Origin of the sequence: Sediminibacillus sp. JSM 1682029 (assembly GCF_041366435.1) — a bacterium.
GTDB classification, from domain to species: Bacteria; Bacillota; Bacilli; order Bacillales; family Amphibacillaceae; genus Sediminibacillus; species Sediminibacillus terrae.
Window position 1 is genome coordinate 40,587 of the sequence record NZ_JBEWYY010000009.1, and the last position, 14,479, is coordinate 55,065.

A 14,479-nucleotide genomic window follows, 5' to 3' on the forward strand; every position below is an offset into this window, starting at 1 on the left:
CCCCTACGTAAATAAATTTATCCTTTGACTGATCCCATCATTCCTGCTACAAAATGCTTCTGCATCACAAAGAAGACGATGGCAGTCGGCAGCGTTGCAATCACGATGGCTGACATGATCAACCCGTAATCTGGAGAATAACCGGCGCCAAGATTGGAAATCAACAGCGGAATCGTCTGCTTTTCCGGTGACTGCAGAATGACCAACGGCCATAAATAGTTGTTCCAGCTGTTCATGAACGCAATGATTGCCGCTGCGGCATAAGACGTTTTCATTGTCGGTAAATAGATTCGGAAAAAGATGCCAAGTTCGCTCAAACCGTCGATTCTTCCAGCTTCCACCAGTTCTTTGGCAAACATCTTCGTGTTTTGCCGGAAGAAAAAAATGAAAAATGCAGTGATGATCGTCGGCAGTATCGCCGCAGCCAACGTATCGATGCCGAAAAAAGGCAAGCCGCCGAATAATCGGTACAACGGGATCATGATCGCCGCAAACGGAATCATCATCGATAACAGCAGGAGATTGAATATCCTGTCTTTCCCGGGCGTCCGGTAAATCTCGAAACCATAACCGGCAAGTGAACCAATCAACAAGGTCAAAAAAGTGGTAATCACGGCAATGATGGTGGAATTGAGCAATGCCGTCCCCATGTCGACCGTGTCAAACAACGCCTGTAAGTTTTCCAATAAATACGTACCCGGCAGCAGGCGTCCCTGGGTAACATCGACAGATTTGTTGGTCATGCTGACGAGCATCCAAAGAAACGGAAAAATCGAGACGATCGAAGCAACACTCAGGAAAGTGTAAGTTGCAATCCGTTTTATCTTTCTCATTTATCATCACCTGCCACTTTGAATTGTAAGAGCGATAAGAGAACGACCAGAATCACGATCACATAAGAAACCGTTGCCGCATAACCGAAATCCGGACTGTATTCGAAGGAAAGATTGTAGATGTACATCGAAATCGACAAAGTCGCATTCCCCGGTCCCCCATTGGTAATGTTCATGACTTCATCGAATAGCTGCAACGTACCGATCGTGGAAATGATGGAGGTGAACAAAATGATCGGTTTCAGCATCGGCACCGTAATATAAAAGAACTGTTGCAAGCTCGAAGCACCGTCGATTTTCGCCGCTTCATACATGGAACGGTCGACGTTTTGCAAGGCGGACAGATAGAAAATCATGTTATACCCAGTCCAGCGCCATGTGATCGCTGCAATGATCGTGAATTTTGCGAGAAGCGGGTCGGACAGCCAGTCCAACGGTTCCGAAATAAGCGACAAGTTCATCAAAAACTTGTTGATCAGGCCATCCACGCCGAACAAGTATTTAAATATGACAGCATAGGCTACCAATGAGGTAACACATGGTAAAAAGATCGCTGTACGGAAAAATCCTTTGAACTTCAAGGTCGCATCATTCAACAAGACGGAAAAAAATAATGCCAGGACAATCATGACCGGTACCTGGATCAGCAAATAAATAAATGTGTTCGTCAATGCGGCGATAAATGTCGGATCACTGAACAGCCTCACATAATTATCCAGACCGACATATTCCAAATTCGCTCCCATTCCGGACTGGAAAGAGAGCAACAATGCACGGAGCATCGGATAAAAATAAAACAAACTGATTCCTGCTGCCGCTATCAAGATGAACAGCCAGCCGATGTAATTGTTTTTCAACCGCCTGCCGAGCGTTTTCTTGCTGGCAGTATAGGGAAGGCCCGTTTCTTTCATCACTTTACTCATCTGTTTTCAACTCCTCCTTATGCGAAATCTATATAGGACTGTGCAAGAAAGGGACTCTTTGAAAGTACAAGCTTTCGCAGAATCCCTTTTGGTTGGACTTTCCTATTCAAGGCTAAGCTATTGTTTTTTCATCACTCCGCACTATTTCAACTGCGATTCTGCTTGTGCCTGGGCGTCGGCCAATACATCCTCGATATCCTTGCCTTTCAGATAGTTTTGCATTTCTGCGGCGAGAATGTCTTCAATCGCATATGTGTGCAACCCATAGTTGACGCTCGGGATTTCCTCTGTCCATTCGGAGAAATCGGCGATGACAGGTTGACCACTGAAGTAGTCATTTTCCGCCTGGTATGCTTCTCCATCGGCAGCAGGTGCGTACGTACCGAGTGCGCCTACATCAAGTACGAGGTCCTGGTAAAACGCTTCGTTCGAGCCAAACGTAGCCCCGAGGAACTCAGCCGCTTTTTCCTTGCCAGGGATATTCAAGACATAGAAAGAGCTTCCTCCCTGGTTCGATGCATTGACAGCTCCCTCCAAATTCAAGCGCGGAATCGGAGCGACTTCCCATTTACCTGCCTGAGATTCTTCCGCTTCAATACTCGGAGCAATCCAGTTACCACTTGGAACGGTTGCTACATCGCCGCTGTTGAAGGCAGCAATAAACTGGCTCCAATCGGAATTGGCTTTGACAAAGTCCGCTTCGATCATCGCTTTATAGTTTTCAAATGCCTTTTTCAAGGGCTCGTTGTCGACCAGGTTCACAGTTTTTCCATCATCTTCCACGTACCAGGAACCTGCACTTTGAATCATGACTCGGAGAATTCCCAAGTCGTTCGGATCAAGTGAAATCATGTCTTTGCCTGTTTTCGCTTTGACCTCCTTGCCGATTTCGATGTACTTTTCCCAGGTGATATCGGTCAAATCCTCCTTGCTGTATCCCGCTTCCTCTAAATAATCCGTACGGAAGAACAGTCCGGTAACCCCTGTATCGAACGGCAGTCCGTACTGCTTTCCATCGAGACTGGTAGGAGCCAGCTTATAAGGTGCGAAATCATCGGTGCTGAAATAATCGCCAATTGGATAAAAAGCATCTGGATAAGATTGCAAGAAGCTTTGAGCTCGCTGATCTTCAATCAATACAATATTTGGCATGCCTTTCATACTGCCGGAGCTGAGACCTGTGTTTAACTTTTGCACGATATCGTCCTGTGCGTTTTCTATAATTTCAAGGTCCAAGTCTTCTTCGTACGCATCTTTGGCAAGCTCCAGTGCCGCAATGTTAAAATTCGGATCCCAGGCCCAGGCCGTGATTTTGTCCGGTTCTTCTCCATTTCCGCCATCCGAGCTTCCACTGGCATCATCCGAGGAACAAGCTGCCAAAGCGAGAAGCGTGACGACGGCCAGTAAAAGCAAACCTGTCTTTTTCCAGTGCGCAAAATTCATAAACCTTACCCCCTCTTTAATGTAAGCGTTATCATTACCGCTTGTTTCCATAATAGCATCGAGGAAAAAAAGACCGTTAGAACGATCTTTAGGTCATTGTTCAATTATTTTTAGAAGTTTTCTTCACCGCTGACACGGGGCTTGGTATTATTATTAGAAATGGTATTTTCTTTAGCGTCCTCTTCAAGCAATGGAAGCACAATTTTCACTTTGGTCCCTTTGTTTAATTGACTGGTCACTTCCACCCCATATTCTTTGCCGAACAACAGCTGGATCCGTTCATGGACATTGCGGACGCCGATCCCGATGAACAGCTGTCGTTTTCCTTTGCGGCTCGGTATCTGGTCGATCCGCATGCCGTCCCCTGTGTCGACGACTTCACAAACCAGCTGTTCTTCCCGCCTTGCGATCAAGACCTGGATATAGCCCTGCTTCTTTTCCGTGAAGGCATGGAAAAAAGCATTTTCGATAAACGGCTGGATCACCAGCTTCGGCAAATGAAAGTGCAGACAGTCCGGAGCAATGAGGGTATTGACCTTGATCTGCTCTCCATAACGCGTTTGGTTGATCAATACGTAGTTTTTGATGTTGGTTACTTCCTGTTCGACCGTGATGGTTTCATCGACATTGCCGAGCGCATTTTGCAGCAGCGGAATGAGCGCATCGATTGTCTCCAGTGCTTCCTCCTTTTTGTTTTCCTTGACGAGAAATTTCACCGAAGTCAATGTATTGTAAAGGAAGTGCGGATTGATTTGATGCTGCAGAGCTTCCAGCTCGGACTTCCGCTGTTTACGCTGTGCCTTGAGTAGGTTGCGGACGTGGTCCTGCAGTTCATTCAGCATGTAATTGAAAGCGTGCGCCAGCTTTTTGGCTTCATAACCGCCGCTCTCATCAACCGGTTTGTTAAAATCGTATTTAGCCATATCGGATATTTGCTTGACGAGCCTCTGTAGCGAATTGGTCATTCTCCTGGAAATGATGAAAACAATGCCGACCGCCAACAGGACGATCGCAATACTGATCAGGACAATCTCCTTCCGATCGACCAGATTGTTGATGACCAGCTCTTTATCTACGAGATTGACCAAATACATATCCAGTGCAGGCAGTGACGAAGTCAGCAGCATATAATCCTTGCCAAACACATGAACATCCTGGTATTCCAAGCCATTTTCATCTGTCTCTTTGGCAACTGCCAGCAATTCCTGATCCGTTTTTCCGATTAATCCCTGCTGATTGCTGGATATGATTTGCCCGTCCCCGTTCATGACCAGCACACTGTTTCCCTCGCTTGTATATCCTTCATAAAACTCACGCAAGTCCTTTTCGCGAATCGGTATATATAAATAGCCGTATACATTATCGGTCGAGCTTTCGGTGAGTGCTTTTGTCGCAACGATCATCCTCCTGCCATTGGTGAATTCCCCTTCTGACACAAATTGATAAAGAATTTCATCTGGATGATCGTTGGTCTTTTTCGTGATCGGGTGATCAAACAAGGCATCGGCGGACACCGACCAGTTGATATATTTCATATTGAACAATTGCTTGTTTTTCCCGAGGACAATCATGTTGGCATCGTTCGGATTGTTTGAGAAAATCCGGTCCATCTGCTCTTTGATGGTGTAAAAAGAATTGGAAGCTTCCAGCGAACTGACGTTCTCTTTTGTCAGCAGCCGCTTGATCGTCCCGTTATCCTGGACGTTGATAGTAGTAAAAGCTACCGAATAACTGAACGTTTCAAATTGCTGTTTGATTTGATTCAGCACCTTCGTATTGGTAATACTGAACGTTTCCATGAATAAATTATTCGACATCCGGATGGTGCTGAAGGTAATCAACACCGTCACTGCGATGATGCTGATCACCATGACCAGGAACATTTTCACAAATAGACTGTTTGTCCGGATTGTGTTCATCAATTTTTTCATCATTCATCCTCACATCTTTGCTGAACTTTTTTTGCGATACCGTCCCGGAGACATACCTTCTATCCGTTTGAAAACTTTGCAAAAGTAGCTAGGTTCCCCATAGCCGACCATTTCGCTCACTAGATTGACCGATGATCTGCTTGTGGCCAGAATTTCTTTTGCCTTGGCGATCCTGACATGGTTTAAATAGTCACTGAAACCGATATGAAAGTGAGTGCTGAAATAACTGGATAAATAGGAAGGATTGTAATGAAAATGCTCGGCCAATGCACCCAATGACAGAGAATCGGCATAATGCTCATCGATGTAGTCGAGCAGTGCCTGAATACCCGGAGAACGGTCCGCCTTCGTATGGTCGGCAAGCAAAGACTGAACAGCACCAAGGAATTCTTCAAACCGGGCAACTGCCGATTTGGCAGTTTTGGCTTCATTGATATCGGCAAAATACTGATATTTTCCCTGTTCCAGTTCCTCGACACGGTATTTCATATTGCCCAATAAAACGATGATGTTGAAAATGATGTTTTCCAGCCATGATTTAAACTCAAAAATATCTTGTTTATAATCCTGCGTTAGCTGTTCCACGTGCCTTTCCAGTGAAGCAATCGCGCTGTCGAACTTTTTCTGTTTGAACACCTCGATGAACTGACTCAGACGGAACGTATTTGCCTTTTCTGTTTCAGGCAGTTCCCCGTCGATCAGAACACTTTCTCCTGATAAATAAAACAGGTAGTTATACAATTTCTGGAGACTGTTTTCATGGATATTTTTCAGTTCATCTATAAACGAAAACGGCATACTAATTAATGATGCAATATTTTTTCCGGTCCCGCGATGCTCGTTTGTCAAGTTAATCAGTTCCTGCTTGACGGATAGCTGCTGCTCAACCGGGAAATTGATCAGCAGCAAATAGAAATCGTTTTCATTTTCAGGCAGCAGCAAGGCTTTTTTATCCACCCCCAGATTCATGAAACTTTCCAACACCTGTCCTTCCATGTCAGAATCCAACCAACAAATCGCTGTCAGGAAAAATCGGTCATAAGGAAAATCCTTTAGCATTTGTTCTTCATGGCTGGGCAAGGTGTACCCTTGAATCCGTTTTTCCAGCACCTCCTCCATCGAAGCGGCCTTTTTAGCAGTTCCTTTAGTGGCAGGCGCTATCCTGCGCAGCGTTTTGATCAATTCTTCCCCGTTGAGCTTAGGCTTGAGAATATAATCTGCCACCCCATTTTGAAAGGTCGAGCGGACATAATCAAAGTTTTCGAAACTGCTCAATACGATGATTTCCAATTCGGGATATTTCGCTTTTGCCAATTTGACGAGTTCGGTTCCATCGAGGTCGGGCATCACGATATCGGTGATCAAAATATCGGGCTCCACTTTTTCGATCATCTGCATGGCTTCCTTGCCATTCGCAGCCTCCCCGGCTATTTGGAACCCTTCCCGTTCCCAGTCGATATAATTGATTATCCCTTTTCTGATCAACATTTCATCGTCAACGATCAATACCTTGTACAACCCACTCATAGTATCTCCCTCCCCCTTTTACAAGTAGCTTACTACGAAGCGGCACGTGCACGGGAAAACTTTTTATATTGCTGAAAACATGGCAGGAGAATCGTTTTCTTTATATAAGTTTAATATAAATGATCGGGGATAAGTACTTCTTTTCGTTCAACGCCGCCATGCCAAGAGCTTTTTTATGGAAACTCCCCACATGATGGCATTCAATCAACTGATCGAAACAGTTCCTGTTAGTGAACCATTCTATCGTATGGAGGTTATTTTGACTATATGGGAAGGGGACCGCAACACGAGGTATATCATTTGTGTTTTTCAGTAGGTATGGGAAAATAAAAAGAAATATTGCTTGGAGGTATCTAAATGGTGGAAAATCTTCAGGACACAACAACATTGCATAATGGGGTGGAAATGCCTTGGCTCGGACTTGGCGTTTTCAAGGTCGAGGATGGTGACGAGGTAGTCCAGTCTGTCAAAGCCGCCATCAAGCACGGCTACATAAGCATCGATACTGCTGCTGTTTACAAAAATGAAGAAGGCGTAGGCCAAGGAATAAGGGAATCCGGCATCCCCCGAGACAAGTTGTTCGTAACCTCGAAGCTGTGGAACGGCGACCAAGGATACGACTCGACCCTGTCTGCATTTGAAACCAGCCTGGACAAATTGGGGCTCGATTACTTAGATTTATATTTGATTCATTGGCCGGTGCCATCGCAAGGCAAATTCAAAGAGACATGGAAAGCAATGGAGAAGCTGTACAATGAGGGAAAAGTGCGGGCGATCGGTGTCAGCAACTTCAAAGAGCATCATCTGGATGAACTGAGGAACGAAGCAGAAATCACGCCGATGGTCAATCAGGTAGAATTCCATCCCCACTTTCAACAAAAAGAATTGCGGGCATATTGCCAGGAACACGGCATTCGATTCGAGGCATGGTCCCCATTCAAACGGGGCCAACTGCTCGACGACCCGACATTGACAGAAATCGGTGACAAGTACGGCAAGTCACCGGCCCAGATTATTATTCGCTGGAACCTGCAAAGCGAAGTCATCACCATTCCAAAGTCGACAAAGGAGCATCGGATCGCAGCCAATGCCGATGTATTCGATTTTGAGTTGTCAGAAGAGGATATGAAAAAAATCGAACAGATGGACACTGGCGTGCGTGCATTCAGTGATCCGGATGAAAAGAAATAAAGGACAAAGAGCATGTGATAAAAGTATCGTGACCAAAATAAAATCGAACGAATTTTGTATCCCGATTAAATTCGTTCGGATTGCATTTATATATTCTTTTATCCTGTTGTTTGTTCCGCGCTTCAAATCGCTACGGCAAGATACTACGCGTTGGCAAAGCGGTATTCTTTGCCAATTTAGCTGAAGCCGTGCCCGCGGACAGCGAAGTACCTGGGCGGAGTGGGAAGTTGCGTTTTTCTTGGGGTAGAAAGATTTGCTTATTATTTTGGTCGCGTTGCTTTTGTCCTTTTTTCCATTCTGGGAGAGTGCGTACGGGAAACGAATTCCTTTTCCTGTCTATTCATACCCGTTACGGATTAAATGCTATTTACTCTTTTTTGAACAATTGCTCGAATACAGTGTCGATAGTCGTAAAGCCGCTGATATCCTTGTCGGTAGGGTCATCTGTTTCCACTGTCCATTCCTGTCTAGCCAGTTCCAACTGCCCCTCTCCTGTTTTGGTGAACGGCATGTGTACCATGTACACTCTTCCATTTTTTCTTATCGTATAGCCGATGTAATATTCGTCTTCCGGCCCTTCTTCTTCAAAGGTACCAATGTCATCGATGTTATATCTTTCCATTAGCGTATCGAAGGAGTCTTGCAAGTCGCCCCTTATCTGGTCGATGGTTACCTGATCCACGATCCATCCCTCCTTGTTCTTTAATATGGATTCCTTTCGTACAAACCATGCATGCAAAAATTTCCTCGTCTTGCCGTGTGTGTTTGAAGCAGACTAGAGAAGGAAGGTACTACAAGAACTTTAGAAGGATGGTTCCGATGACGAGAGCAAAAGATCCAAATAACCTCAAACGCGAAAAGAAAAACAACCCCATTGGGGAACAGCCATTGAGCTATCCGGGACAGGAAGCGAATGATTTTCGCGATATCACTTATTCCCCCGGCGAAAACAGTTATTTGAACGAAGAGCACAGAAAAAAGCAGAAATAACAAGAAAAGCAGTTGGTCTGTCTTTTTCAGAACCAACTGCTTTTTCCTCCAGCTCTTTGAAGAAGAGGGTTCGTTACCAATCGATTTAGAAATGTCACTCCTTAAAACATGACATGATGATAAGCATCATTTACTAATTCTGCATACCTCAGCCATTGAAAGACAAAGAAACCTGCAACAGTGACATTGACTGCGGCTGTATAGGAGATATATTTTCTTTTTTTCGGGTGACTTTTCATAAGCCGTTCACTTAACAAGACGGCGTACGTCGCTATAAAGAAAGGAGCAATGATTAATGCCGCCAACACCCACATGTTGAATTCCTCCATATATGTCCCCAACACAGACAGACTTTCCTCTTCATTACTTACGTCCGAATTGATCACGGGCCGAGGTCCGCTCAGGCCCTCATACATGACGAACTGATTCTGGTCGTTGACTTCGTATTTGATATACTGAAAATCGAAAGCAAAGTAATAAGTACCCACCAGGATCAACAAACTGATGAAAAAAGCAAGGTACCATCTGAACTTCTTTGTCTTCACATTCATCCCCCTTTTGAATTGCGGATTTCCATATGTTGGCGTTTTAGATAATACCAATTATTTCAAAATTTCGTTATCAAGATTTTAATGAGGATAAACAGCATCTGTTATGGAATATGAACCCTTTTTATCTCTTTTTACGTATTTTGATTAATACTATTCAGAGGAGGGATTTTCTTGAAAGCATTATTTTACTTGTTTATCTTTGTTTTCCTTGTTTTTATCGAACTTTTTCCAGTTAGAAAAATCGTCACAGGAGAAGATGTAGGTGAAAATTTAAAACAACTAAAAAAACACCAATGGTTCAGGGATTGTCTGAAAGACGAAAAATACAAGGAGCTGATTGTCCACAACCGGAACGTCCGTAAAACGATTGGGGGCTTTCATTCCTCCAAACTGGATTCAAAAACTTATCTCGTTAAATGTCAAAAGAAGTTGGAGAAAAGCCTCATCAAGGAATTGAATAATGCCGATTGAACAATCTTTATTTGTTACGGACGGCAAGGAACACAAAAAAGCAGTTGGCTCGTTTTAACGAGACCAACCACTTCCTCTTTTTACTCTTCCTCGGCATGCATCCACGTTTTCCCGTCGGTATTGTTTTGCGTGATTTCTTGTTCGGCGGTGAGTGGATGGTTTTTAGTCAGCTCTTCATTCTGTCCTGGATGCTGTTCGAATTCACTGTCAATGACATCATTCAGGACTGCTGAGCTGTCCGTTTCGGTTTTGACGTTGTCCATTTCTTTACGCAGTTGTTTGTCGTTTTTCATATAGGACCTCCATTAAATAACGAGTTGTCATTTATTCTTCCGGATTTCCTATGTAGTATGAATGTTACTTAAAAAAATGTATTTTAACCTTTAACAGGAAAATTGTCTTCAATTTGTTCTTGAAGGATTTCCATTCCCTTTGGGCTCAGTACAATTCCGCTTGGCAGTACAATATTGTCCTCGCTGATTTCCCCTGTTATCATACACTGCTTGCGCGGCTTGTATTTTTGCAGGATGATTTTTTCTTCATCGACAAAGATTTCCACCGGGTCCTTTTCTTCTATTTCTAAATTCCTGCGGACTTCCATCGGAATAACAATGCGGCCCAATTGATCCAATTTCCTTACTACACCGGTACTTCTCACTTCATTCTCTCCTTTATGAAAATAATAAATAAAAAAACTAAAAACCAGATAGCATCATTGTAACAAGTCAGAGCAGAATTCAACGAATACTTTGTTTTTGTGTAAGATTTTCACCATTATACGCCATCCTGTAAAACTTTTAACAGGTTGACAGGATGGCTAATGAAGCCGATAAATCACGCATGATAGTGAATCGGAAACCCTTTTTCTTTTAAAAGCAGGCCAGGTTACCGATCGAGCCGCTTTGCTTATGCATCCGTCACTGACTACACCGCAAAACATCAGTATCCTTTCAAGTATCCCGCACGCACCGGAACCCCATGTTCCCGGTCGAACTGTCAATGGTATTCGAACTGCGGGCTGCTACTCTATATCGGTTGCAATAAGAATGATGACAAAGGTAGGAACCGCCGCGCATCACCTTTGCTGTGCCTTTGGAAGGTCCGGTCGGATTCAGCAGCTGTTTCATATCTTTGCTTCGATCAAACCAATCGGCACACCATTCCCAAACATTTCCTGATACATTGTATAAGCCGAATCCATTGGCAGGAAAAGATTTGGCCGGCGCGGTTCCAACGTATCCATCATCCGCCGTGTTCTCTTTTGGAAAATCACCTTGCCAAATGTTGCAGTGGTGTTCTCCATTCGGCATCAGTTCATCTCCCCATGGGAATTTTTTCTGTTCCAAACCGCCCCTGGCAGCAAATTCCCACTCCGCTTCGGTCGGAAGCCGTTTCCCGGCCCATTGGCAAAACGCTTCCGCGTCGTTCCAGGAAACATGAATCACCGGGTGATCCATTCGGTCTTCAATCGAAGAATCCGGCCCTTCCGGCTGGTACCAATAAGCACCCTCCACAGCAAACCACCATGGTGTGGAAGGAAGCTGTTGAATGGTCATGGACGGTTTTTCGGGCAAAAATTTATAAAAAACGAACGACCAACCGAATTTCTCTGCTTCGGTCTGGTAACCTGTTTCCTTCACAAACGCATCAAATTCTTCGTTGGTGACAGTATAACTGTCCATGTAAAAAGGAGATACTTCCACTTTTCTTACTGGTCCTTCTCCATCGGTTTTAAAACCTTCCTCATCGTCTGTTCCCATCAAGTATTCACCGCCGGGAACATAGATCATTTTCTCCTGAAACCGCACGTGCCCTTCTGCATTTACAATTGATTTTGCGGTTTCATCTCCAGGTGGAATAAACTCGCGGACCTTAGATCTACTTCCGGCACAGCAAGAGCCTATATGGTGAGTAGATGTCTCTTTTGCCATCTTAGCACACCTCCTTTAGCTGGAAATTGCATCCTTAAAAACACACTCTTTTTCGCCTTATTCCTGTCAGATAAAGTTTCCTTCCTTTATTCTATCATTTATAGGAAGAAATGCGGGCAATACAAGTCGGTTCTACTCAGTAAAAGATTGGGCATTTACATATGCCGCTAGGTCACTGGTTTATTCTTTGTATATGATCGTTAGATTTCTCCACAATACCTATGATTTGCATTATAAGAGCGCTTGGCTCACTCCCTCAACTCCCTGACTGATAATCTATGATGTTTAAAAAAGCAAGAATAAGAGAATAATAGAAACAAACAACAAAACGATTTAGGAGGGAAATGACATGCAACAAAGAAATAATTTGAAGTTAGATCAATTCATAAAAGAGGATCGGTTTGAACTTGAATCGTATGTATCAACTCTCATTAAACAACATACCAAAAATGCTCCTTCTCGTTCTGAAGAAATGTAGGATTTAAATAGCAAGGAATAGCTACTTAATTAAGGAATAAGGATTCCCGAACATAAAAAAAGAGTGGACTATAAAAATACACAGAAAGGTTGGCTGCTCTCGACTGCCAACCTTTCTCTATAAAAAGCCTACTCACTTCACTCGATTCAGTCATCCTTCATCTTCGAAAACTTTTTAACTCTCGAAAATGCTTCCGGGTCAAAACCTTCAGCAAAATTCTTCTCTTTGCGCAACCCTTTTCCAAAATGATACTGGGTAGCAGAGACAACGGAATGAATCATCTCGATGTTGTCCGGCCCTAAACCGGACCCAGGCAGGATTTCGGGGCCGTTAGTTCTTACCGATAAGTTCACCAGCTTCTTCAAATGGTGCTTTCCAGCTTCACAATCAACTTCTCCACCAGAAGTCAAGATCCGTTTCACTTGTTGTTTATAATCGAGCAACGTATGATAAGCAGCTTCTTGAGCCATTACCTTATCAAAGGCCCGATGGAAAGTGATATCGACTTCGGATTCCAATTTGATTATTTCCGTCAGTGCCCTCTCGTCGATTGTGTTATCTTTATTCAACCCACCGAACACTATTCGATTGCTGCCTAAACTTAGCACACCCTTAATATCCTCTAAGATGATAGCTAAATCTGCATCATTATAATGAAAGTGGTAGCTGTGAGGGCGGATCATAACTTGCACTGGGATTTTTACCGACTGCAACACTTGTTTTATGGTGCCATAGCTAGGGGTCAAGCCGCCCACACTGATAGCGGAGACAAGCTCCAGACGGTCTGCACCTAAGTATTCTGCTTGTCTCGCTTCCTCTGCATTTTGGACAATTACTTCTGTGATCAGTTTCATTCACTCTCCTGTATAACTATCTCTATTTATGCTAGAACTCCACCCCGTTGAAAGACGAATTATCTACCATCAAATAAACACAAGGAAAGAATTCTGCCTAATCTATTCCCCTGTGTTATCGACTTTTACCACGAGAGTTAGATTTTGCATTACCTCTTCTTTGTTCATCTGGTTGCTTTTTGCTTGGATTGGTTGGAGCAAAGTTCTTTTTTCTGTGTTCTTCAGCCATGCTGCTTCCTCCTATTACCTGATTGTTTAGGTCTTATAAGTTGCTTGCAAAACGACAAGAATCGTCTTCGTTTTATCATGACCGACGTATGGGAAATTATTCGGACTTCCAAAGCGGCGTGATTTCCATCGAATATTATACTCATTTTCATAATGGTATCATTTCACCGAGGTAATCCGGATCCTCTCCATCAAATCACTTATGTCAGAAAGCTGAACACACCCAGTCTGCTCTTCCATGGCATTGGATACTCCCATCGCAAGGCTATACCTAATTGCTTCTTCATCCTTCATTCCTTTATGGAAAGCAGAAGCAAATCCGGCAAGGACAGCGTCACCTGACCCTACAGGATTGATTGCTTCCACCAGAGGAATCTCTGCTTTATAGAATTTCTCTTTGCATTTAATGATTGCTCCGTCCGCTCCCAGAGTCACAACAACCCACGGAATTTGGGAAAAGTACTCGGACTGAAGGTTTGCGAGTATATCCTCCTGGTTTTGAAAATCTTTATGAAACAATCCTGCGACTTCTTTCGCGTTAGGCTTGATTAAAAATGGTTTTGTCGTGTGCCTGATGGCTTTTTCCAGCAGGTCTTCTTTCGTATCCAGCAAGACCGGTATCCTGAACTTACGGGCAATGGTTATAAGCTGATTATAGAAATCACCCCGCAGACCAGCCGGAAGACTTCCTGAAAGAGTAACAACATCTATTTCTTTTAATTGAATGGCAAATTGATTTAAAAACTGGACAGCTTCTCCACTATTTATCATGGGGCCTTTTTCCAGAATCTCCGTCTGCATCCCTTCATGCAGTATGGAAATACAATTCCGTGTATCCTGTTTTATACGAACAAAATCATGCCTGATGTCCCGTACAGACAATTCTTCGGCGATGAACTCTCCTAAATGCCCGCCTAAAAACCCTGTCGCCTTTACCTCATTTTTCAATTGTTTCAATACTCTCGATACATTGAGTCCTTTTCCTCCGGCAGTTTTATTGATTTCAGAAACTCTATTGACATCATCCAAATTAAGTGTGCCGTTCAACTTGTAGCTGATGTCCACTGAAGGGTTCAGCGTTACCGTGAGAATCATCTCATCACCTCATTTTTCTCGAAACATAGATAT

16 protein-coding genes are annotated in these 14,479 nt (G+C 43.7%); 4 read left to right on the forward strand and 12 right to left on the reverse strand.

Features of this window, described 5'->3' with window-relative positions:
• Nucleotides 1-17: 17 nt before the first annotated feature.
• From ABVF09_RS14845 to ABVF09_RS14865, 5 genes are all read right to left on the reverse strand, one after another.
• The gene (locus tag ABVF09_RS14845; protein WP_026571312.1) at nucleotides 18-833 is read right to left on the reverse strand and encodes a carbohydrate ABC transporter permease; all 816 of its coding nucleotides are present in this window, start codon (nucleotides 831-833) and stop codon (nucleotides 18-20) included.
• Complete coding sequence (locus ABVF09_RS14850) at nucleotides 830-1,744, reverse strand: carbohydrate ABC transporter permease (RefSeq protein ID WP_051382168.1); 915 nt, start codon at nucleotides 1,742-1,744, stop codon at nucleotides 830-832. The genes ABVF09_RS14845 and ABVF09_RS14850 overlap by 4 nt, the downstream gene beginning before the upstream one ends.
• A gap of 153 nt (nucleotides 1,745-1,897) precedes the next feature.
• The gene (locus tag ABVF09_RS14855) at nucleotides 1,898-3,199 is read right to left on the reverse strand and encodes an extracellular solute-binding protein (RefSeq protein ID WP_371069537.1); all 1,302 of its coding nucleotides are present in this window, start codon (nucleotides 3,197-3,199) and stop codon (nucleotides 1,898-1,900) included.
• 110 nt (nucleotides 3,200-3,309) lie between these two features.
• Nucleotides 3,310-5,130, reverse strand: a complete 1,821-nt coding sequence (locus ABVF09_RS14860) for a sensor histidine kinase (protein WP_371069538.1) — start codon at nucleotides 5,128-5,130, stop codon at nucleotides 3,310-3,312.
• 9 nt (nucleotides 5,131-5,139) lie between these two features.
• Nucleotides 5,140-6,657, reverse strand: coding sequence for a response regulator transcription factor (locus tag ABVF09_RS14865; protein ID WP_371069539.1), 1,518 nt, complete (start codon nucleotides 6,655-6,657; stop codon nucleotides 5,140-5,142).
• 357 nt (nucleotides 6,658-7,014) lie between these two features.
• Here ABVF09_RS14865 and ABVF09_RS14870 point away from each other — a divergent pair, with 357 nt between their 5' ends.
• Nucleotides 7,015-7,848 carry an aldo/keto reductase gene (locus ABVF09_RS14870; protein WP_371069540.1) on the forward strand — a complete coding sequence of 278 codons (834 nt, stop codon included), beginning with the start codon at nucleotides 7,015-7,017 and terminating at the stop codon, nucleotides 7,846-7,848.
• 367 nt (nucleotides 7,849-8,215) lie between these two features.
• Here the strand turns inward: ABVF09_RS14870 and ABVF09_RS14875 are convergent, their stop codons facing one another.
• Nucleotides 8,216-8,530 carry a DUF5634 family protein gene (locus ABVF09_RS14875; RefSeq protein ID WP_051382136.1) on the reverse strand — a complete coding sequence of 105 codons (315 nt, stop codon included), beginning with the start codon at nucleotides 8,528-8,530 and terminating at the stop codon, nucleotides 8,216-8,218.
• Nucleotides 8,531-8,667: 137 nt separating this feature from the next.
• Here ABVF09_RS14875 and ABVF09_RS14880 point away from each other — a divergent pair, with 137 nt between their 5' ends.
• Nucleotides 8,668-8,838 (forward strand): hypothetical protein, encoded by a 171-nt coding sequence (locus ABVF09_RS14880; protein WP_153461676.1) that lies wholly within the window; start codon nucleotides 8,668-8,670, stop codon nucleotides 8,836-8,838.
• A 101-nt stretch (nucleotides 8,839-8,939) separates the two neighbouring features.
• On the opposite strand, the gene ABVF09_RS14885 is transcribed toward ABVF09_RS14880, so the two are convergent.
• On the reverse strand, nucleotides 8,940-9,383 hold the full coding sequence (locus ABVF09_RS14885) for a hypothetical protein (protein ID WP_153461674.1): 444 nt from the start codon (nucleotides 9,381-9,383) through the stop codon (nucleotides 8,940-8,942).
• A 177-nt stretch (nucleotides 9,384-9,560) separates the two neighbouring features.
• On the opposite strand from ABVF09_RS14885, the gene ABVF09_RS14890 reads away from it, so the two are divergent.
• Nucleotides 9,561-9,860, forward strand: coding sequence for a hypothetical protein (locus tag ABVF09_RS14890; protein ID WP_026571305.1), 300 nt, complete (start codon nucleotides 9,561-9,563; stop codon nucleotides 9,858-9,860).
• Between the two features lie 80 nt (nucleotides 9,861-9,940).
• On the opposite strand, the gene ABVF09_RS14895 is transcribed toward ABVF09_RS14890, so the two are convergent.
• The 3 genes from ABVF09_RS14895 to ABVF09_RS14905 form a co-directional block, all read right to left on the reverse strand.
• Entirely contained in the window at nucleotides 9,941-10,153 is a 213-nt protein-coding gene (locus ABVF09_RS14895; protein WP_026571304.1) for a hypothetical protein, read from the reverse strand.
• Between the two features lie 83 nt (nucleotides 10,154-10,236).
• Nucleotides 10,237-10,518: an AbrB/MazE/SpoVT family DNA-binding domain-containing protein gene (locus ABVF09_RS14900; RefSeq protein WP_026571303.1), complete on the reverse strand. Its 282-nt coding sequence runs from the start codon at nucleotides 10,516-10,518 to the stop codon at nucleotides 10,237-10,239.
• Nucleotides 10,519-10,810: 292 nt separating this feature from the next.
• Nucleotides 10,811-11,791: a formylglycine-generating enzyme family protein gene (locus tag ABVF09_RS14905; RefSeq protein ID WP_026771824.1), complete on the reverse strand. Its 981-nt coding sequence runs from the start codon at nucleotides 11,789-11,791 to the stop codon at nucleotides 10,811-10,813.
• A gap of 349 nt (nucleotides 11,792-12,140) precedes the next feature.
• On the opposite strand from ABVF09_RS14905, the gene ABVF09_RS14910 reads away from it, so the two are divergent.
• Nucleotides 12,141-12,269 (forward strand): hypothetical protein, encoded by a 129-nt coding sequence (locus ABVF09_RS14910; protein WP_268744594.1) that lies wholly within the window; start codon nucleotides 12,141-12,143, stop codon nucleotides 12,267-12,269.
• 146 nt (nucleotides 12,270-12,415) lie between these two features.
• On the opposite strand, the gene ABVF09_RS14915 is transcribed toward ABVF09_RS14910, so the two are convergent.
• Nucleotides 12,416-13,123 carry a copper homeostasis protein CutC gene (locus ABVF09_RS14915; protein WP_237648575.1) on the reverse strand — a complete coding sequence of 236 codons (708 nt, stop codon included), beginning with the start codon at nucleotides 13,121-13,123 and terminating at the stop codon, nucleotides 12,416-12,418.
• Nucleotides 13,124-13,510: 387 nt separating this feature from the next.
• Nucleotides 13,511-14,446: a hexose kinase gene (locus ABVF09_RS14920; protein ID WP_371069541.1), complete on the reverse strand. Its 936-nt coding sequence runs from the start codon at nucleotides 14,444-14,446 to the stop codon at nucleotides 13,511-13,513.
• Nucleotides 14,447-14,479: the final 33 nt, after the last annotated feature.